The organism is Curtobacterium sp. MCJR17_043, from assembly GCF_003224315.2.
In the GTDB taxonomy this organism is placed as follows: Bacteria; Actinomycetota; Actinomycetes; order Actinomycetales; family Microbacteriaceae; genus Curtobacterium.
Window position 1 is genome coordinate 2117469 of sequence record NZ_CP126259.1, and the last position, 19999, is coordinate 2137467.

The following is a 19999-nucleotide window of genomic DNA, read 5'->3' on the forward strand; positions in this document are numbered from 1 at the left end:
GGTGCTGACCGACCTCGAACAGGGTCACCGGACCGACGATCCGGGACAGCAGGTAGTTCTTCTCGGACCGCGTCGCGAACTCGTGCGCGGCGAGCATCCACCGGCCGCCGTGCTGGACGAGCGCGAGCGGCGCGAGCTCGCGGACGCGGGCCTCGTGGTGGCCCGGCGTGATGTACGCGAACCGGACGGCGGCGCCCCGGTCGAGAGCCGACCGCAGGGGTTCGAACGCGGTGTCCCGGGTGCGCAGCCGCGGGGCGTAGGCACCGATCGCGGTCGCACCGTCGCCGCTCTCGTGCTCCGAGCCGTCGTCCTCGGACCCGGCGGAGCGCACCTTGAGCAGTCCGCGCCTGGAGTCGGCCGACAGGGCGCCCTCGCGCCACGCCATCGCGGCGAGCGACAGCAGGGCGGACTCGTCGGGCGTGAACCGGACGTCGAGCGGCAGGTCGTACTCGCCCTTCGGGATCCGGTAGCGCAGCGTCTGGTTGTTCCCCGCGGCACCCGGCGTCTCGATCGTCTCGAGCGGGATCCCGAGCTCGCGGACGTCGTCCTTGTCGCGCTCGAACTGCCGCTCGAGCGAGGCGTTGTCACCGCCGGGCGCGTACCGCTGCCGGTACCCCTGGACGTTCGCCAGGATCTCGGACTTCGTCAGCCCGGACTCCGTCGAGAGCAGTGCGAGCACGAGGCTGAACAGCCGTTCCTCAGCGGGCACACGGGGAGCACGGGTGGTGGGCACGTGCCGATCCTACGCAGCCGCGGGTCAGCGCGGCATCGCGCCGAGCACGTCGATGACGTACGCGTACGCGGCACCCTGCTGGTGGACGATCGCGAGGACCTGGTCCCCGACGTGCCGGCCGATCAGGGCGTTCCGGATGCCGTCGACGACCTGGCCCTCGGCCAGCGGGAGCGGCTGCGCGCCGGACCCGTCGGTCCAGCTCGAGCCCGCGACGGTGGAGTCGGTCGTGCTGCTCCCCCCACGTGACGGCGGTGTACTTGACGACCGCGGTGTCCTCCGCGGTCAGCGTCGCGCCGTCGCCCTTGCGGAGCAGGTGCTGCTCGTCCTTCTCCGGCGCCGGCCACGAGGGGATGGTGATGCCGGGTGCGCCGTCCGGTGCGAGCACGACGGCGGGCATGCCGTCGCCCGCGAGCTGGGGCGAGCCAGTGGCGCGGGCGGCGAACGCACGCTGCACGTCGACGACGAAGACGGCCGCGTCCTCGGCCTTCCCCGTCGAGCGGGAGGGGGGCGGTCCCCGAGAGTGCCGACTTGGGCATCGCGACGGCGAGTCGGTCGCCGACCTGGGCGCACTCGAGGGCCTCGCCGAGCGCACCGGCGTTGGTCGAACCGGCCGTGATCGGGTTCGAGGAACCGGTGTAGCCGCTGGTCTGGGCGACCTCGCCGGTCGCGCCGTCGACGAGCGTGTACTCGAGGACGACCGGTGTGCCGTCCCCGATCGTGCGGCCGTCGCCCTGGCGGAGGACGGAGACCTGGGTGCCGGTGGCGGTGAGACCGGCGGGCACCGTGACGTCCGGCTGCGAACCGAACGCGCCCCTGGCCGAGACGGCCTCCGACGCGGCTCCGGACGGCGCGCACGTGCTCGACGATCCCGCACCGGGAGCGGCGCACGCCGTCAGTGACGCGACGAGACCGATGGTGACCACGAGTGCGGGGATGGTGCGCACGGATCCTCTTTCCGTTCGATGCAGGACGGGCACGGAGGTCAGCTTAGTGGGCGTCGTCGTCGGGTCCGGACGCCGCCGAGCCACCGTCCTCGCCCGCCTCGGCCGCCGCGACCTTGCGGGCCTGGGCGGCCGCCTGACGCGCGACCTTGCGGAGCTTCTTGTCGCTGGCGCCACGCTCGCCGACGGCGCCGGGGGGTCCAGGCCTCGACGTCCTCGTCCGAGAACTCCGCCTTGCCGGCACGACGCTTCAGGTTCGGCAGGACGACCCCGTCCGCCAGGCGACGTGCGGTGACCAGGAAGCCGGTGTGCGCCACCATCCGGTGGTCCGGTCGCACGGCGAGCCCCTCCACGTGCCACGTGCGCACGAGCGTCTCGCTCGACTGCGGGTCCGTGAAGCGCCCGGTGTCACGGAGGGCCTCGGCGGTGCGCGACAGCTGCGTGACCGTCGCGACGTAGCAGACGATGAGCCCGCCGGGCACGAGGGCGTCGGCGGCCTCGTCGACGCACTCCCACGGAGCCAGCATGTCGAGCACCACGCGGTCGATGCTCTGCGGCTCGACGGCCTGCGGGAGCTCCTCGACGAGGTCCCCGACGGTCACCGACCAGTTGTCCGGGACCGCCCCGAGGAAGGTGCCGACGTTGCCGCGGGCGATCGCGGCGAACTCGTCGCGGCGCTCGAACGACTGCAGGCTGCCGGTCGGGCCGATCGCCCGGAGGAGCCACAGCGAGAGTGCGCCGGAACCGACCCCGGCCTCGACGACCCGTGCGCCGGGGAAGACGTCCGCGAACGCGACGATCTGGGCCGCGTCCTTCGGGTACACGATCGCGGCACCGCGCGGCATCGACATGACGTAGTCGTTGAGCAGGGGACGCAGCGCCAGGTACTCGTCCCCGGAGCTCGCCCGGATGACCGAGCCGTCCGGCTGCCCGATGACGTCGTCGTGCGCGAGCATGCCGCGGTGCGTGTGGTAGACCACGCCGCGCTCGAGCGACAGCGTGGTGAGCTTCCCCTTCGGGCCCGTGAGCTGGACGCGGTCACCGGCACGGAACGGCCCGCGCGGCGGGGTGTGCGGCGCACCCCCGACCGTGTGCGGCAGCTCCACCGCGTCCTGCGCGGTCGGCTCGCCAGGGGTGGTGGGCTCGTCGGTCGTGGCGTCGCTCATCGCGCGTCCCCTTCGGTGACGGGGGCCGACGCCGTGACGGAGGCCGGGCCTCCCTGGCGGTCGGTGGCACGGGCCGCCAGGGCCGGGCCGGTGAGTTCGAGCAGGCGGTCGACGGTCACGCCGTCCAGGGTGTCGAGGAGGACGTCGCAGGCACCCTCGGCGAGCGGGACGATGTGCTCGACGCCCACCGTCACCGCGCCGGACGCGACCGCCGAGGCGACGCCGGTCGCGGAGTCCTCGATCGCGATGCACGTGGTCGGGTCGACCCCGAGCTGCGCGGCCGCGCTCAGGTAGGCGTCCGGGTACGGCTTCGGGCGCTCGACGTCGTCACCGGCGACGACGACCCGGAAGCCGCGTGCGCCGAACGCCTCGGCGGTGACCAGGGCCATCGTGCGGCGCGACATCGTGACGAGTGCGGTCGGGACCCCGCGGTCGTGCAGTTCCTCGACGAGCTCACGGGCACCGGGACGCCACGGCAGGTCGTCCCCGTGCAGGCGCTCGACCACGAAGTCGGTCATCCACGCGACGATCTGCTCGACCTCCATGTCGACGCCCTTGGCACGGAGGATCTCGCCGGACCGCTCGAGGCCGCTGCCGACGAGCGACAGGCCGTCCTCGTGCGTCCACTCGGCGCCGAAGCGCGCGGTGAGCACGACCTGCGACTCCTGCCAGATGGGCTCGGTGTCGATGATCGTGCCGTCCATGTCCCACAGCACGGCTGCGGGCAGCACCGGGTCGGGCCGGACGGTGGTGGGGGGGTTGCGCGGTCACGGGCGACGAGTCTACCGGCGGCGTCGGCGACCCCCGGGCCGGGGACGCCCGCCCGGGGGGCAGCGGGTCTATCGTGGATGCCTGATCGTGCTCCGGTCCGACGCGCGCGACTGCGGGTGCGTCGACCCGCTCCACAACCAGGAGGCCCCTGCCGTGCCACAGCACTCCCCCCTTCAGCGACGGACGACTCCTCGTCGTCGCGTTCGAGGGCTGGAACGACGCCGGCGAGGCCGCGAGCGGACTCGCTCGTCGCATCGTCGACGCCCTCGAGCTCGATGAACTCCGCGAGATCGACGGGGAGCGGTACGTCGACTACCAGTTCAACCGTCCCGAGGTCGGCTTCGACGACGAGGGCGAGCGGGCCGTCACCTGGCCGCGCATCGTCCTGCACGGCCCGAGTGCCGAGGGCCGACCGGTGATCGGGGCGACCGGCGCACCGACCGAGCGGGACGTGTTCGTGCTCGTCGGCCCCGAGCCGTCGCGAACCTGGCGCGCCTTCTGCGCCGAGGTCATCGACCTGGCGGACGTGTACTCGATCGACGCCGTGGTCTTCGTCGGGGCGATGCTCGCCGACGTCCCGCACACCCGGCCCATCTCGGTCTTCGTGTCGAGCGAGAACGCCGGCGTGCGTGCGGCGTTCGACGTGGACAAGTCGACGTACGAGGGCCCGACGGGCATCCTCGGGGTCCTCGCAGACGCGATGGACAAGGCCGGGCTGACCACGCTGTCGCTCTGGGCGTCCGTGCCGCACTACGTGCACAACGCCCCGTCGCCGAAGGCCACCCTGTCGCTGCTCGACAAGATGGAGGAGTTGACGGACGTCACCGTGCCGCGCGGCACCCTGCTCGACGACGCCGCGCAGTGGGAGGAGGGCATCGACGCCCTCGCCGCGGACGACGAGGACATGGCCTCCTACATCGGCCAGCTGGAACAGGCGCGCGACACGGTCGACTCCCCCCGAGGCGTCCGGCGACGCCATCGCGCAGGAGTTCGAGCAGTACCTGCGGCGCCGGGAGCACAAGGACGGCAAGGACGGCGGCGGGGCGGCGGGCGAGGGCCCGTGGCGGCCGCCGCAGCCGCCGCAGTAGACGCGGGCGTGTGACGGACGGGAGGTCCGGTACCAGCTGGTACCGGACCTCCCGTTCGTCTCGGGGTGGCAGCGTCCGCCGCCACGGCGGTCAGGCGATGCGGATGCCGAGCAGGGCGTCGACGAGGTCGACGAGCTCGGGGGGTCGCCGCCGTCCCGCCGGCGATCGCGGTGTCGACCACCGCGACCGCGCCCGGCGTGTCGAGGTCGTCCGCGACCCGGGCCCGGAGCCGCGCCACGACGGCGTCGGCGTCCTGCTCGGAGCCGGAGCCGGAGCGCACCCACGTGTCCCAGGCAGCGAGGCGGCGGCCCGCGTCGTCGAGGTCGCCGTCGGTCCACTCCCAGTCGTCGGAGTACCGGTGCGAGAGCAGGGCCAGGCGGATCGCCCGCGGATCGGCGCCACCGTCGAGGAGCCCGCGCACCGTCACCAGGTTGCCGAGCGACTTGGAGATCTTCGCCCCCCTGGTAGGCGACCATCCCGGTGTGCACGAAGGCGTTCGCCAGCGGCTGGGAGGCCAGGGCCGCGGCGTGCCCGGCGCTCATCTCGTGGTGCGGGAAGACGAGGTCGCTGCCGCCGCCCTGCACGCTGATCGGCAGGCCGAGCTTGTCGCCGGCGATGACGCTGCACTCGATGTGCCAGCCCGGGCGTCCGGGGCCGATCTCGGTGTCCCAGCTCGGTTCGCCCTCGCGCTCGGCACGCCAGAGCAGCGGGTCGAGCCGGTCGCGCTTGCCGGGCCGGTCGGGGTCGCCGCCGCGCTCGGCGGAGAGGGCGAGCATCGTCTCGCGATCGAGACGACTCTCGTCGCCGAGCGTCCAGGCGTCGCTCGGGCGGCTGACGTCGAAGTAGAGGTCCTCGCCGTCGGAGTCCGGCGTCGGCACCGTGTAGGCGTAGCCCGTCTCCTCCAGGTAGGCCACGGCCTCGGCGACGCGCTCGACCTCGTCGGTGACGGCCACGTAGTCGTCCGGCGGCAGGACGCGCAGGGCCTCCATGTCGCGGCGGAACAGGTCGATCTGCGAGGCGGCGAGCTCCCGCCAGTCCACGCCGTCACGCGTCGCCCGCTCGAGGAGCGGGTCGTCGACGTCGGTCGTGTTCTGCGCGTACCGCACCGGCAACCCGGCGTCCCGCCACGCCCGGCCGAGCGTGTCGAAGGCCAGGTACGTCGCGGCGTGCCCGAGGTGCGTGGCGTCGTACGGGGTGATCCCGCAGACGTAGAGCGACGCGTCGTCGTTACCACGCGTCGGGTCGACGGGCTTGCCGGTCGCGGTGTCGTGGACGAGCGGACGGGGGGCCGGCCCCCGGGACCTCGGGGACGCTCGGTGCCTGCCAGGCCCTCACGGCTCGACCACCCCGAGGGAGAGCAGCACGATGAGGACGACACCGAGGAGGATGCGGTAGACCACGAACGGCATGAAGCTCCGCTTGCTGATGTAGTTCATGAACGCGGCGATGACGACGAACCCGACGACGAAGGCCACGACGGTCGCGATCAGGGTGTCCGCCACGCCGAACGGCGCTCCGGTGTCGCCGAGGCTCGTCGCGGCCTCGTACAGCCCGGACAGGAACACCGCGGGGATCGCGAGGAGGAAGGCGAAGCGCGCGGCCGCCGGACGGGTGTACCCGAGGGCGAGCCCCATCGAGACCGTCGCACCGGACCGGGAGACGCCCGGGACGAGCGCGAGGACCTGCGCGAGCCCGATGAGGATGCCGCCCTTGAAGGTCATGTGCTCGATCCGCCGGACCTTCCGTCCGACCCGGTCGAGCACGCCCAGGACGACGCCGAAGACGATGAGCACGATCGCCACGATCCAGAGCGACCGGAACGTGGTCTCGATGCTGTCCTGGAGCAGCAGGCCGACCACGCCGATCGGGATCGTGCCGAGGATGACGAGCCACCCGAGGCGGACGTCCGGGTCGTTCCGCGGGACCTTGCCACCGAGCGCGCCGAACCACCGCCCGATGATCCGGGTGATGTCCTTCCAGAAGTAGATGAGCACGGCGGTCTCGGTACCGAGCTGCGTCACCGCGGTGAAGGCCGCACCGGGGTCCTCCGCATCCGGCAGGAACAGCCCGACGATGCGCAGGTGCGCGCTGGAGGAGACCGGCAGGAACTCGGTCAGACCCTGGACGAAGCCGAGGAAGATCGCCTCGAAGATGTGCACGTGTGCGGCCTTTCGCCGGTGCTGGACTCGGTCGCCGTTCCCGACGACGACCATGCACGGTATCAGTAGGTCGCGAAGAGGTCTCCGAGGACGCGGCGGCCGAACGCCAGCGACTCGAGCGGGACCCGCTCGTCGACGCCGTGGAACATCGCCGGGAAGTCCACCCCGGCGGGCAGCTGCAGCGGCACGAAGCCGTACCCGGCGATGCCGAGACGGGACAGCGCCTTGTTGTCGGTGCCGCCGGAGAGCAGGTACGGCAGGACCGGGGCGCCCGGGTCGTGCCGCTCGAGGACGTCCCGGACGGCGTCGACGAGCGGACCGCCGAAGTCCTGCTCGAGGCCGACGTCCTGGTGCGTCATGGTGACCTCGACGTCCTCGCCGGCGAGTTCCCGCACGCGGGCCAGGACGGTCTCCTCGTCACCGGGCAGGCAGCGGATGTCGACGAGCGCGGTGGCCTCGTCCGGGATCACGTTGTGCTTGTACCCGGCGTGCAGGACGGTCGGGTTCGTGGTGGTGTGCAACGCCGCGTGGATGAACCGCGCCGCGGAGCCGGTGGCCAGGGCGACCTCGTCCGGACCGGTGGCGACCGGGTCGACGCCGAGGAAGCGGGCGACCTCGGCGACCATCGCCTCGGTCGTGTCCGAGAGCCGGACCGGCCACTCCTCGCCGCCGATCCGGCCGACGGCGGCGGCGAGCTTCGTGACGGCGTTGTCGCGGATGACGTGCGAGCCGTGCGCCGCGGTCCCGTGGGTGGTCAGCTTCACCCACATGAGCGCCTTCTCACCGGTCTGGAGCAGGTAGGCGCGACGGTCGCCGAGCGTGATCGAGTAGCCGCCGACCTCGCTGATGGCAGCGGTCGCCCCGGCGAAGACCTCGGGATGCGTGTCCACGACGTGGTGGGCGCCGAGGATGCCCCCGGCCTCCTCGTCCGCGAAGTACGCGATGACGAGGTCGCGCTCGGGAGCGCCCTGGCGTTCGACCACGTCGGCCAACGCCGTGAGCATCATCGCGTCCATGTTCTTCATGTCCACGGCGCCACGACCCCAGAGCGACCCGTCGCGCACCTCGCCGCCGAACGGGTCGACGGACCAGTTCGCCGGGTCGGCCGGGACGACGTCGAGGTGCCCGTGCACGACGAGGCCCGGCTTGCTGCGGTCCCGGCCGGGGACGCGGGCGACGACGCTGACCCGGTCCGGCTCGGACTCGAACAGCTGCGGGGTCAGGCCCAGGTCCTGCAGCGCTGCCTCGACGTAGTGCGCTGCCTCGGTCTCACCCCGGGACTTCCCCTCACCCCAGTTCGTGGTGTCGATCCGGATGAGGTCCCGCGCGATCGCCGCGGTGCGTTCCAGCTCGGACGTCATGCGACAACGCTACCGGCGACACCACCGAGCACCGCGATACGGTCGCGCCGCGCCCGGGATGCGCACCCGTGTTCAGCGTGCGTTCACAGCCGTGCTAGTGTCTTCTCTCGGCAGGAAGGCCGGGGAAACCCGGTCGGACAGCCCGGTGCGAGAGCACCACACCCAGTCCGGGTGGCGGAATTGGTAGACGCGCTAGCTTGAGGTGCTAGTGCCCGTATTAGGGCGTGGGGGGTTCAAGTCCCCCCCTCGGACACGCAGTACCTGGTCTCCGGACCACGTGCTCGGACACTTGTGTTGAGACAAGCGGCGAACGGCCCTCCTTCGGGAGGGCCGTTCGTTTTTCCGCGCCCAGAGCGCGGTGCTGTTCTCGGTCAGCGCCGGGCGCGCCGCACCACCCAGACGGCCACGCCGCCGATGAGCAGGTACGGCCAGGTCGCGACGACGGGGTCGAGCACTCCGTGCCGCCAGTCCCGCCGCGCCGTCCCGAGCCGCGCGCCGACCGGGTCGTCCGCCCGTTCGGCGGCGATCCCGGTTTCCTTGACGAGCCGGTCCGGCCGGCCGCGGAGCGCGTCCGTGACCCGGTGCGTGGCGACGTCGAGGCGGTCGCCGACGACCAGGAGCATCCAGTGGGCCAGCCGTCCCTCGCTGAAGCGGCGGTAGGCGTACCGCTTCACGACGCCGGCGATGCCGGACAGGGGCTGCGCGGTGCCGAACACCGGCGTGACGTGCGCGTGCTCGATCGACCGCTCGCGGCCCTCCCCACCGGGCTGCTGCTCCGGTCGGTCCCAGTGCGCGTTCGTCGCCGAGCCGGCCTCGCGGGACAGCTTCGGGACGCTCGGCCGGTCGGCGAGGTCCAGGTCGCTCCCCCCATCCGGGGATCCGCGCGCGGAGTTCGTCCGCGGACGGCAGGTCGCGCGGCTTGTCCGCCACGTACGCGATGTGGTCGTCGGCGCCGTGGCCGTCCGGTGTGGTGCGCATGCTCTGGTCTCCGTTCTCGCTCACGGCACGATCACCGGCTTGATGCAGCCGTCGAGCTTCGCCGAGAACAGGTGGTACGCCTCGTCGATGTGCTCGAGCGGGATCCGGTGCGTGATGACGTCGCTCGGCTTGAGGTGCCCGGCCTGGATGTGCTCGAGCAGCCGCGGCCACTGGCGCTTCACCGGCGCCTGGTTCATGTGGATGGTGACGCCCTTGTTGAGCGCGTCGCCGAACTTGACGGCGCTCGGGATCGGGCCGTAGGCGCCCATCACCGACACGGTGCCGCCCTTGCGGACACCGTCGATCGCCCAGTTCAGCGCGATGGGCGAGCCGCCCTGCAGCTTGAGCTTCGAGCTCGTCACGTGCTGCAGGTAGTTGCCGTCGGCCTCCGCACCGACCGCGTCGATCACGCTGTCGGCGCCGAGGAAGTCGGTCTGCTTCTTCATCTCGACGACGATGTCGTCCACCTCGGCGAAGTTGATCGTCTCGGCCTGCGCGAACTCGCGGGCCTTCGCCAGGCGGTACTCGAGCTGGTCGACGACGATCACACGGCCGGCGCCCATGAACCACGCGGACTTCGCCGCGTACAGGCCGACCGGGCCGGCGCCGAGCACCACGACGGTGTCGCCTTCGCGGATCGACGCGAGCTGGGCACCGAAGTACCCGGTGCCGAGTGCATCCGTCATCATCAGGGCGTCCTCGGCGTCGAGCCAGTCCGGGATGACCTGCGGGCCGACGTCGGCGAACGGGACGCGGACGCGCTCCGCCTGCCCGCCGTCGTAGCCGCCGGTGGTGTGCGAGTACCCGAAGATGCCGCCGACCGCGGTCGCGTTCGGGTTGACGTTGTGGCAGTTGGTGAACAGGCCGCGGGCGCAGAACCAGCAGGTGCCGCAGGAGATGTGGAACGGGACCATCACCCGGTCGCCGACGCTGAGCGTCTCGACGGACGACCCGACCTCCTCGACGACGCCGATGAACTCGTGACCGAAGGTGTGGCCGACGCGGGTGTCCGGCATCATGCCGTGGTACAGGTGCAGGTCCGACCCGCAGATCGCGGCGCGTTCGACACGGATGACCGCGTCGTTCGGGTGCTCGATCCGGGGGGTCGGGCTTGTCCTCGACGCGGACCCGGTAGGGGCCGCGGTAGGTCATGGCGCGCATGGCGCTCCTCTCGCTCGTACCGTCCACGCTGACGGACGGCGGATGGGAGGCGGCCCAGGCTCGCGTTCGACGCACAGCCGCCACGCGGACGGACGGGAGGCCCGGTACCAGCTGGTACCGGGCCTCCCGTCTGCAGGCAGTCGCGTGCTAGCTCTTCGCGGCGTCCACGAAGTTCTGCCGCGGGTCGGTCTCCTTGATGAGGGACGTCGCGTCGCGGCCGGAGACCGCACCGGTCACCCAGCCGATGACGATGCGCGCCTTGCGGTTCAGCGTCGGCATCGCGTACACGTGGTACGAGCGGTGCGCCATCCACGCCAGCAGGTTCGTCATCTTGATGCCCTTGATGTTCGCCGCGCCCTTGGCGACACCGTACGAGGCGACCGTGCCGATGGACGGGTGGCGGTACTCCACGAGGGGCTTGCCCGTGATCGAGGCGACGATGTTGTCCGCGACGACGACGGCCTGCCGGACGGCGTTCTGGGCGTTCGGCGGGTAGTACGCCGGCTGCTTCTCGGCCGTCAGGTCCGGGACCTGGGCGACGTCGCCGAGGCCCCAGACGCCCGGGACGACCTCGTGCGTGTCCTCGGACTCGACCTGGAGCTTCGCGTTGGCGGCGAGGTGCCCCTTCGGCCCGCGCGGCAGGTCGGTGGCGTCGAGGAGCGGGTTCGGCTTGACGCCGGCCGTCCAGACGAGCAGGCCGGTGGCGAACTCGTCACCGTCGGAGAGCTTGACGATCCCGCCCTCGCAGCTCGGCATGGTGGTCTTGAGGCGGACGTCGATGCCGCGGGCACGGAGGGACTCGAGGGTCCACTTCGACAGCTCGGGGCCGACCTCGGGGGGCGACCCGGTCGAGGGCGTCGATGAGCACCCAGCGCGGCTGTTCGCCGGCGAGCGACGGGTACGTGGCGATCGCGGCCTGGGAGACGTCGAACAGCTCACCGATCGCCTCGACGCCGGTGTAGCCGCCGCCGATGAAGATGCTCGTGAGCAGGCGACGACGCTCGTCCTCGTCGCGCGTGGCGGCGGCCTTCGCGATGTTGTCGAGGAGCTTGGCGCGGACGTACGCGGCCTCCTCGACCGTCTTGAAGCCGACGCCGACCTCGTCGAGGCCGGGCGTCGGGAAGGTACGGGTGACCGAGCCGAGTGCCACCACGAGGTGGTCGTACTCGAAGGACCGGTCGTCACCACCGGCCGTCGCGACGGAGACCGTCTTGTCGGCCGAGGAGATCCCGGTGACCTTGCCCTGGATGACCCGGGTCTTGCGGAGCGCACGTCGGAGTTCGACGGTGACGTCCTTCGGGGCGATGTGACCGCCGGCGACCTCGGGCAGGAACGGCAGGTACGTGTAGTACGTGTTCTGGTCCACGAGGGTGATGCGCATGGGCACCGAGGCGGCGTGCTTCTGGAGCTGCTTGACCGCGGTGTAGCCGGCCGAGCCGCCGCCGAGGACGAGGACGTGGGGGGATGGAGTCTGCCATTCCTCCGGTCTACCCGATCCGGCCCCTCCCCGTCATCAGCGCCGCACCTGTGCGGCCGATCCGGTCCCGATCCGGATCGTCCACGGGTCAGCTGCGGCCGTCGCGGAGGCGCCACCACGCCGTCTCGGCGACCTCGCGGCCGGTGTACACGCCGTGCTGCGTGCGACGGGACTCGTGCAGGGAGAACCGCCGGAGCCGGTAGCCGCCCCCCGAAGCGGTCGATGATCGCCTCGGGTGAGGAGTCCGCGTCGCGCTTGACGTACCAGGTGCGGTCGTCGTCGACCGGCTCGATCACGCGCGGGTCACCGTCGGCCGCCGATGCGGGAGCGGAGGATGTCGATGCGCTTCTGGATCTGCTCGATGCTCGCCTGCGCGACGGCCGGACCACCGCTGATCCGACGGAGCTCGGCGTGGATCGACCCGTGCGGTTCGTTCGCGTGCCGGGACCAGATCGAGACGAGGCGCTGCAGTTCCGACCGCTGCTCCTTGATCGTCATGTACATCGGCCGGTCCGCCGGCTCGGGCGCCTTGGGCGTCCCGTCCTTCGGGACGCGGCCCTTCGAGCGCTTGGCCTGGGTCGCCTGCCGGGCGCGGAGGAGGTCCCGCACCTGGTCGGGCTCGAGCAGCCCGGGGATGCCGATGAAGTCGAGTTCCTCGAGCGACCCGACCTCGCCGCCGGTGCCGAACTCGCCGCCGTCGTAGAGGACCCGGTCGAACGACGCCTGCGAGTCGAGCGCCTCGAACGGCTGCACGTCGAGCAGGCTCTCGGAGGCCCGGTCCTCCTTGTTCGCCTCCGCCACCATGGCGTCCTCGGGGTTGTACATGCCGTCCTCGGCGTCCTTCGGGCGGTCGAGGGCGTGGTCGCGCTCCAGCTCGAGGCTGGCGGCCAGCGCCATCAGCCCGGGCACGCTCGGCAGGAAGACCGACGCGGTCTCGCCGCGACGTCGGGCGCGCACGAAGCGGCCGATGACCTGGGCGAAGAACAGCGGCGTGCTCGCGCTCGTGGCGTAGACGCCGACGCAGAGCCGCGGCACGTCGACGCCCTCGGACACCATCCGGACGGCGACCATCCACCGCGAGGTGTCCTCGGCGAAGGACTGGATCCGGCTCGACCCGGCGGCCTCGTCGGACAGGACCACGGTCGGCCGCTCCCCCCGTGATGCGCTGCAGGATCCGCGCGTACGCCCGGGCGGTCGTGGTGTCGGTCGCGATCACCAGCCCGCCGGCGTCCGGCACGCCACGGCGCACCTCGGTGAGGCGCTTGTCCGCCGCCGAGAGCACGGCGGGCATCCACTCGCCCTCCGGCGACAGCGCGGTGCGCCAGGCCTGCGCGGTGATGTCCTTCGTGACGGGGTCGCCGAGCGAGGCGGCCATCTCGTCGCCCATCCGGGTCTTCCAGCGCATCTGCCCGGCGTAGGCCATGAACAGCACCGGGCGGACGACGCCGTCCTTGAGTGCCCGGCCGTAGCCGTAGTTGTAGTCCGAGATCGAGGTGCGGATCCCCTGCTCGTCCGGGGCGTACTGGACGAACGGGATCGGCGCCGTGTCCGACCGGAACGGCGTGCCGGACAGCGACAGTCGGCGCGTGGCCTTCGTGAACGCCTGCCGGATGCCGTCGCCCCACGTCAGCGCGTCGCCGCCGTGGTGCACCTCGTCGAGGATCACGAGGGTCTTGCCGCCCGCGGTGATCCGCTCGTGCACCTCGGGGTTCATGCCGACCTGCGCGTAGGTGATCGCGACGCCCTGGTAGTGCCGGCCGAACATGCCGTCGCCGTTCTTGAACATCGGGTCGAGCCGGATGTTCACGCGGTCGGCGGCGTCGGCCCACTGCCGCTTCAGGTGCTCGGTGGGCGCGACGACGACCAGGCGGTCGACGGTGCCGCGGGCGAGGAGCTCGGTCGCGAGGCGCAGCGCGAAGGTGGTCTTGCCGGCGCCGGGGGTCGCCGCGGCGAGGAAGTCGCGCGGTTCCTTCTCGAAGTACTTCGTGAGCGCTTCGACCTGCCAGGCGCGGAGCTTCGAGGCGGTGCCCCATGCGGCACGTTCGGGGGAAGGCGGGCGACAGGTGCTCGGCCGCCGCGTTGCCCGCGACCTCGGCGATCGCCGCCGGTCCGGTGGGGCGGTGGTCGTCGGACAGCCCGTCGATCGGGAGTTCGGCGGGTTCCTGGTGCTCGATGTTCTCCGCTGCGCTCACTCCACCCGAGTGTACCGGCACGCGGTCGCCCGACACGTGTCAGTCCTGCCGGGCGTGCGGCACCCGCGGCGTGCTCGGGCCGGGACCGCCGCCGGACCCGCGCACGAGTGACGCGGGACGCAGGACACCGGCACCGAAGCGCGCGGTGACCGCGTCCACGGTCGTCTCGGTCTCCCGCCACGGCGCGTCGTCGTCCCACAGCGCGTTGCTCGCGGCCGCCGGCACGAGGTTCTCGCCGCGGACGCCGATGAGCCGGATCCGGTTGCCCGGACGGTGCAGGACGTCGTACAGCTCGACGGCCTCCCGGTGGATCCGCTTGGCGACGTCGCTCGGCTCGGCGAGGGTGCGGGAGCGGGTGAGCGTCGTGAAGTCGGTGTACCGCACCTTGAGCGCGACGGTCCGGGCCTGGACCTCGGCGCGTCGGAGCCGGACCGCGACCTTCTCGGCGAGTCGGAGGAGTTCCCGCGCCACGTCGTCCCGCTCGGTGAGGTCACGGCCGAACGTGACCTCGTGCCCGATCGACTTCTCACCGACCCCGGCCTCCACCGTGCGCGGGTCCCGGCCCCACGCCAGGTCGTGCAACCGCTGTCCACCGGCCGGACCGAGCAGCGACACCAGGGACGGCAGCGGGGTCGTCGCGAGGTCCCGCACGGTGTGGATCCCCCCGACGCTCGAGCGTCTCCTGCGTCTTGCCCCCCGACGCCCCACAGGGCCGAGACCGGCTGCGGGTGCAGGAAGGCGACGGTGTCGGCGTGCGGGACGACGAGCAGGCCGTCCGGCTTGGCGCGGCTCGAGGCGAGCTTCGCGACGAACTTCGTCGACGCGGCACCCACCGAGCAGTGCAGGCCCGTCTCGGCGAACACGGTGCGGCGGATCTCGGCGCCGATCTGCCACGGCGTGCCGTACAGGCGGAGGGCCCCGGCGACGTCCAGGAACGCCTCGTCGATGCCGAGCCGCTCGACCCGCGGGGTGAAGCGGTCGAAGATCCGCATGACCTGCGCGGAGCGGGCGCTGTACTTCTCGAAGTGCGGCTCGACGATGACGGCGGCGGGACACCGCCGTTTCGCGACCGCCATCGGCATCGCCGAGTTGATGCCGTACCGGCGGGCCTCGTAGGTGGCGGCCGTGACGACGGAGCGGTCGGAGTCGTGCCCGACGATCACCGGCAGGCCGACGAGGTCCGGGCGGTCGAGCAGTTCGACGGAGGCGAAGAAGGCGTCCATGTCGACGTGCAGGACCGTCGCCGAGCGGTCGTCGACGGGCGTGTCGGAGACGATCCGGTTGCGTCCGTCCTGCTTGCTCACCGGGTCATGGTCGCACGGACCGCCGACACCGCAGCTGCCGGTTCACCGCGGCAGCAGACCGAGTTCGGCCGCCGCGATCGTCCGCATCGCCGAGTCCCGTGTCGACGGGTGGTACTGGCCGGCGCGGACGTCCCGGGCCAGGCGGGCGAGTTCGTCGGTCGACCGGAAGGCCGACCCGCCGACGACGCGCATCGCCTCGTCCACCGCGTGCTGCGCGGTGTCCACGGCACGGGCCTTCGTCCCGACGAGCAGCGGGAACCAGCGGTCGGAGTCCACCAGGTCGTCGACGTCGCGCGCCAGTGCGTCGACCTGCAGGTGCACGGCGTCGGTCGCGCTCCGCATCGCGGCCACGGCACGACGGACGTCCAGGTCGGCAGAGCGGGCCGTCCCGTCCGCCGCGGTGCGGGCGGCCACCCGCTCGACCGCGAGCGTCACCGCACGCGAGGCGATGCCGACGTACACGGACGCGACGAGCAGCTCGAACGCGGCGAAGACACCGAAGACCAGCGGATCGGCCACGGGTCCGACGGGCAGGACGCGCACGATCCGGTCGGCGGGTACGTGCAGCCCCTCGAGCAGGGTCGTCCGGCTCTGCGTGGCCCGCATGCCGAGGGTGTCCCAGTCGTCGAGGTGCCGCACGCCACCGTCGCCGCGCAGCGCGAAGCCGTGCACGAGCCGGGGCTCCGGGCCGGACGTGTCCTTGCCGAACACGCTCAGCACGTCCCACGCGGGCGCCAGGGACGTCGAGACCTTCGTGCCTCTGAAGCGGTAGCCGCCGGCGCCGTCCGGCTCGGCCACGGTGCGCGAGTCGAACAGGACCGCGTCGTTGCCGGGCTCGCTCACGCCGAACGCGAGGAGTCGGTCCGCTGCAGCGGCGTCGGTGACGGTGTCGAGGAACGACCCGCCCCTGGCGGACACGGCGCGGGCGGCCTGCACCCACACCTGGTGCATCCCGAGCCCGAGGGCCGTCGCCGGTGCCGCCTCGGCGAGCGTCCGCTGGACCGCTGCGGTCGCCCGGAGACCCAGCCCCGAGCCTCCGTCCCGGACGGGCACGCCGATCCGCAGGTAGCCGGCCCGTCGGAGTTCGTCGAGGTCCTCGACGCAGAACGCGTTGTCCGCGTCGTACCGGGGAGCACGGTCGGCGATGCGGGCGAGGAGCTCGTCCGGCACGGACCAGGGACGCTGCTCGAGCGGGGTGGACGAGGTCATGGGACGAGAGTACGGTCGCCAGGCGTGTCAGACCGTCATCCCTGGACCAGGTTCGTCGCCATCGGTGACTCCTTCACCGAGGGCATCGGCGACCCGGACCCGTCGTCCGTCGGCGGGCACCGCGGGTGGGCCGACCGCGTGGCGGACGCGCTCGCGGACGGCACGGACGAGGACTTCGCGTACGCCAACCTCGCGGTGCGGGGGGCGCCTGCTCCGGCAGATCGTCGACGAGCAGGTGGAGGCGGCGCTCGCCCTCGGACCGGACCTCGTCACGGTGTCCGCGGGCGGGAACGACGTCATCCGTCCCGGTTCCGACCCGGACGAGCTCGCCGAACGGTACGACGGGATGGTGGAGCAGCTCCGCCGGGACGGTGCGACCGTGGTGCTCTTCACCGGACCGGACGTCGGGACCACGCCGGTGCTCGGCATGGTCCGCGGGAAGACCGCGGTCTACAACGAGCACCTGCACGCCATCGCACTCAAGCACGGCGCACTCGTGACGAACCTCTGGGCGCTCCGGGTCCTCCGGGACCCGCGGATGTGGGCGCCGGACCGGCTGCACCACTCGCCGCTCGGGCACGCGACCGTCGCGGCCGCCGTGCTCGACACGCTCGGTGTCCCGCACGCACTCGGACCGTCGGTGCCGGAGCCGCTCGCCGCCCGACCGTGGCGGGAGGCGCGGGTCGAGGACCTGGGTTGGGCGAAGGAGTACCTCGTGCCCTGGGTCGTGCGACGCGTGCGCGGGACGTCCTCCGGTGACGGCGTCACGGCGAAGCGGACCACCCTGCAGCCGGTCACCCGGCGCGACTGAGCACCGAGGCCGACGGTCCCACCCGGACCGCGTGCCCGGCGTGGTCTCCGCGCACGCCGACGCTGCCGCTCAGGCCGGGGTCGCCCGCTTCGGCCACACGGTGTAGCCGAGCGCCCAGAGCAGTTCGACGGCCACGACGACGCCGAGCACCGGGAACCAGGCGACGAGCGGCTCGATCCCCGGCGTCCCCGGTCCACCCCAGGCGATCAGCCCCGCGAGCACGGCCGCGGACAGCGCGGCGGCGATCACCGTGCGCACGACGTCGGCCCAGCACTTCCGCGTGTACGCCCAGCCGAGTGGCTTCGCGGGGGAGTGCCTGCCCGGTCCGGAGGCGTGCGAGGTGCCGGTCCGCCCAGCGCATCATGCGGTGCCCGTAGGTGACCGAGAAGCCGATGTAGAGCGCGGCGAGTCCGTGCTCCCACGTGGCCGATCCCCCCGGCGCGGAGGTCGATCGCGGTGACGACCAGGAGCACGGCGTCGAGCACGGGCGCGAGCACGAGGACCGCGGCGCCGAGCCGCGGCATCCCGGCCACCGACCGCAGGGTCAGGCCGCCGAGGACCGCGATCCAGAAGCCCACCTCGCAGGCGACGATGACGGCGATCACGGGGCGACCAGTGTTGTTGTTGGTACGAGTGTGTTCACACTGGTCATGGTAGTACGACTGTGTACGATCGGCACGTGCCCCGCCTCATCGACCACGACGAACGTGACGCCGTCATCGCCGCCGCCGCCTGGCGTGTCCTCGCCCGCGACGGGCTCCCGGGGTTCTCCGTCCGTCGGGTCGCCGAGGAGGCCGGCCTCGCCACCGCGTCCCTCCGGCGCGCCTTCCCGACGCAGGTGGCACTGCGGACGTACTGCCTCCGGCTCGTCGGCGAACGGGTCCAGGCACGGATGGACGCCGTCACCGTCGACCCCGCCGTCGACCCGCGAGCGTTCGTGCTCGCCTGCTTGGCCGAGCTGCTGCCCCTCGACGCCGACCGACGCTCCGAGACGGAGGTGTGGCTCACCCTCGGGTCACTCGCCCTGACCGACCCGGACGCTCGCGCCGCCCATGCCGAGACGGAACGAGCCCTGGCCCGGGCGTGCCGGTCGCTGCTCGCACTCCTGACACCGGAGGCCGACCCGGACGAGCTGGACACCGCGGCCCGCCGGCTGCACGCCCTGGTCGACGGCCTCGCGCTGCACCTCGTCCATGCTCCGCCGACCGCGGACACCGGGTGGGCGCTCGAGACGCTCGAGTCCGCGGTGCCGACCGCCGCACCGTCGTCGGACCGGCCGGGCCCGCACGACGGCGGACGACCGGCCGCGGGACCCGCCCGTTAGCCCGCCAGCGCGCCCGGGTCGAGCTCCACGCCGCGGAACGGGTTCGTCCACCGCCACCAGACGCCGGGGTCCTCGATCGACCCGTCGAGCTCGAGCGGCACCGTGACCGGGTCGTGGTGCTCGACGGTGAACCGCACGCGGCCGACGCGCTCGCCCGCCGCACCGAGCGTCACCGGTTCGAGCGTCGTCTCCGCCGACACGGTCGTGCTCCCCCCACACCAGGACGGACGCCGCCCGGCTCGCGGTCGCGTCGACCTCGTCCTGCCACGGTGCCGTGTACGTGCCGAACGTCTGTCCCTCGTTCGTCAGGGTCACCACGTGGAAGTCGTCCGCGACCGAGTGCAGCAGCCGCCGGACGTCGGCGTCGAGGGCGTCGTGGTCGACCCCGCCGAGCATGGCGCCGACGACGGTCACCGGTCGGCCGCCACGCTCGTAAGTGGCGGCGAAGAGCAGGCACGCACCCGCTTCGTCGAGGGTGCCGGTCTTGATCCCCTCGACACCGTCCATGCCGAGCAGCTTGTTCGAGTTCTCGATCTCGCCGACACCCGGGACCGTCACCGACGCCGTGCCGACGACCTCCTTGACCACCGGCTCCGCGAGCGCGAGCTGCCCGAGGTCCACCAGGTCGGTCGCCGTCGACCGGTTCCGTGGGTCGAGGCCGGTCGGTTCGACGATCGTGGTGTCGTCCAGCCCGTGGTCGTCGAGCCACGTCGCGGCTGCGGCACGGTAGGCGTCCATCGACCCGAACGCCCAGAGGGCGAGTGACCCCGCGTAGTTGTTCGCCGACTCCATGAGCGCCACCTGCAGCACCCGGTACTCGGACATCCGCCCGTCGGCCGGCAGCGGGGCGACCTCGCCGTTCAGCGCCGCGTACTCCGCGTACAACGCCTCCATCGCCGGCGTGAACCGGACCGACGGCCCCTGCTTCCCGACCGGGAGGGGCTTCTCCTCGAGCACGACGAGCGCCGTCACGATCTTCGAGATGCTCGCGATCGACCGCTGCTGCCGGTCCCCGCTGGTCGTGAGACTCTCCGGGAACCCCTCGGCCTCGACAGCGGTGGCACCGTAGTCCGGGAACCGGAGCTCCGGCGCGCGCACCCTGGGTGCCTCGTAGGTCGCGGTGCTCGCGGTTGCCGGGGCGAACGGCACGAGGGCGGCCGCGGCCAGGAACGCGGCGACCAGCAGGAGGACGGCGACCACGCCGAGCGTCACGGGCCTCCGGAGCGCGGAGCGGGGGCGGCGGACGACGTTCGGCACGAGACCGGATCGTACTGGAGGCCCGGGGCGCGTCCCTGGGACCCGCCGCCGTCGGCGTGTGGCTGGT

10 protein-coding genes, 1 tRNA gene and 9 pseudogenes are annotated in these 19999 nt (G+C 72.6%); 4 read left to right on the forward strand and 16 right to left on the reverse strand.

Going from position 1 to position 19999, the window contains the following annotated elements; all coding sequences use genetic code 11:
- Positions 1-97: 97 nt before the first annotated feature.
- The 4 genes and pseudogenes from DEJ15_RS11005 to DEJ15_RS11020 all read right to left on the reverse strand — a co-directional run.
- Positions 98-385: pseudogene (locus DEJ15_RS11005) on the reverse strand (WYL domain-containing protein); the annotation flags it as partial.
- A gap of 470 nt (positions 386-855) precedes the next feature.
- Complete coding sequence (locus DEJ15_RS11010; RefSeq protein WP_284174990.1) at positions 856-1677, reverse strand: hypothetical protein; 822 nt, start codon at positions 1675-1677, stop codon at positions 856-858.
- Between the two features lie 43 nt (positions 1678-1720).
- Positions 1721-2840, reverse strand: a pseudogene (locus tag DEJ15_RS11015) (tRNA (adenine-N1)-methyltransferase).
- A complete protein-coding gene (locus DEJ15_RS11020; protein ID WP_284174991.1) occupies positions 2837-3571 on the reverse strand; it encodes an HAD family hydrolase in 735 nt (244 codons plus the stop codon). The pseudogene DEJ15_RS11015 and the gene DEJ15_RS11020 overlap by 4 nt, the downstream one beginning before the upstream one ends.
- Positions 3572-3759: 188 nt before the next feature.
- On the opposite strand from DEJ15_RS11020, the pseudogene DEJ15_RS11025 reads away from it, so the two are divergent.
- Positions 3760-4699 (forward strand): annotated as a pseudogene (locus tag DEJ15_RS11025) (proteasome assembly chaperone family protein).
- A 90-nt stretch (positions 4700-4789) separates the two neighbouring features.
- On the opposite strand, the pseudogene mshC reads toward DEJ15_RS11025, so the two are convergent.
- From mshC to DEJ15_RS11040, 3 genes and pseudogenes are all read right to left on the reverse strand, one after another.
- Positions 4790-6034 (reverse strand): annotated as a pseudogene (mshC, locus tag DEJ15_RS11030) (cysteine--1-D-myo-inosityl 2-amino-2-deoxy-alpha-D-glucopyranoside ligase).
- Positions 6031-6858 (reverse strand): undecaprenyl-diphosphate phosphatase, encoded by an 828-nt coding sequence (locus tag DEJ15_RS11035; RefSeq protein WP_110825208.1) that lies wholly within the window; start codon positions 6856-6858, stop codon positions 6031-6033. Before DEJ15_RS11035 ends, mshC begins: the two are co-directional and overlap by 4 nt.
- Positions 6859-6920: 62 nt before the next feature.
- The gene (locus DEJ15_RS11040; protein ID WP_110824975.1) at positions 6921-8219 is read right to left on the reverse strand and encodes a M20/M25/M40 family metallo-hydrolase; all 1299 of its coding nucleotides are present in this window, start codon (positions 8217-8219) and stop codon (positions 6921-6923) included.
- 165 nt (positions 8220-8384) lie between these two features.
- Here DEJ15_RS11040 and DEJ15_RS11045 point away from each other — a divergent pair.
- Positions 8385-8472, forward strand: a tRNA-Leu gene (locus DEJ15_RS11045).
- Between the two features lie 118 nt (positions 8473-8590).
- Here the strand turns inward: DEJ15_RS11045 and DEJ15_RS11050 are convergent.
- The 6 genes and pseudogenes from DEJ15_RS11050 to DEJ15_RS11080 form a co-directional block, all read right to left on the reverse strand.
- Positions 8591-8935 carry a hypothetical protein gene (locus DEJ15_RS11050; RefSeq protein WP_284174992.1) on the reverse strand — a complete coding sequence of 115 codons (345 nt, stop codon included), beginning with the start codon at positions 8933-8935 and terminating at the stop codon, positions 8591-8593.
- Positions 8936-9217: 282 nt separating this feature from the next.
- Positions 9218-10358: pseudogene (locus DEJ15_RS11055) on the reverse strand (zinc-dependent alcohol dehydrogenase).
- A gap of 147 nt (positions 10359-10505) precedes the next feature.
- Positions 10506-11757: pseudogene (locus tag DEJ15_RS18470) on the reverse strand (NAD(P)/FAD-dependent oxidoreductase); the annotation flags it as partial.
- 381 nt (positions 11758-12138) lie between these two features.
- Positions 12139-13970, reverse strand: a pseudogene (locus DEJ15_RS11070) (DEAD/DEAH box helicase).
- Positions 13971-14066: 96 nt separating this feature from the next.
- Positions 14067-15331: pseudogene (gene dinB, locus DEJ15_RS19550) on the reverse strand (DNA polymerase IV).
- 42 nt (positions 15332-15373) lie between these two features.
- On the reverse strand, positions 15374-16540 hold the full coding sequence (locus DEJ15_RS11080; protein ID WP_110824980.1) for an acyl-CoA dehydrogenase family protein: 1167 nt from the start codon (positions 16538-16540) through the stop codon (positions 15374-15376).
- On the opposite strand from DEJ15_RS11080, the gene DEJ15_RS11085 reads away from it, so the two are divergent.
- Positions 16539-17351 carry an SGNH/GDSL hydrolase family protein gene (locus DEJ15_RS11085; RefSeq protein ID WP_284174993.1) on the forward strand — a complete coding sequence of 271 codons (813 nt, stop codon included), beginning with the start codon at positions 16539-16541 and terminating at the stop codon, positions 17349-17351. The two genes, DEJ15_RS11080 and DEJ15_RS11085, sit on opposite strands and share 2 nt — an antisense overlap.
- Positions 17352-17420: 69 nt before the next feature.
- Here the strand turns inward: DEJ15_RS11085 and DEJ15_RS11090 are convergent, their stop codons facing one another.
- Together DEJ15_RS11090 and DEJ15_RS11095 are read right to left on the reverse strand one after the other, a co-directional pair.
- A complete protein-coding gene (locus DEJ15_RS11090) occupies positions 17421-17609 on the reverse strand; it encodes a hypothetical protein (RefSeq protein WP_284174994.1) in 189 nt (62 codons plus the stop codon).
- Positions 17597-17956, reverse strand: coding sequence for a hypothetical protein (locus DEJ15_RS11095; protein ID WP_284174995.1), 360 nt, complete (start codon positions 17954-17956; stop codon positions 17597-17599). Before DEJ15_RS11095 ends, DEJ15_RS11090 begins: the two co-directional genes overlap by 13 nt.
- 74 nt (positions 17957-18030) lie before the next feature.
- Between DEJ15_RS11095 and DEJ15_RS18485 the strand changes: the two genes are divergently transcribed.
- Positions 18031-18675, forward strand: a complete 645-nt coding sequence (locus DEJ15_RS18485) for a TetR/AcrR family transcriptional regulator (protein ID WP_181419535.1) — start codon at positions 18031-18033, stop codon at positions 18673-18675.
- 417 nt (positions 18676-19092) lie between these two features.
- On the opposite strand, the pseudogene DEJ15_RS18490 reads toward DEJ15_RS18485, so the two are convergent.
- A pseudogene (locus tag DEJ15_RS18490) lies at positions 19093-19932 on the reverse strand (D-alanyl-D-alanine carboxypeptidase family protein); the annotation flags it as partial.
- Between the last annotated feature and the right edge of the window lie 67 nt (positions 19933-19999).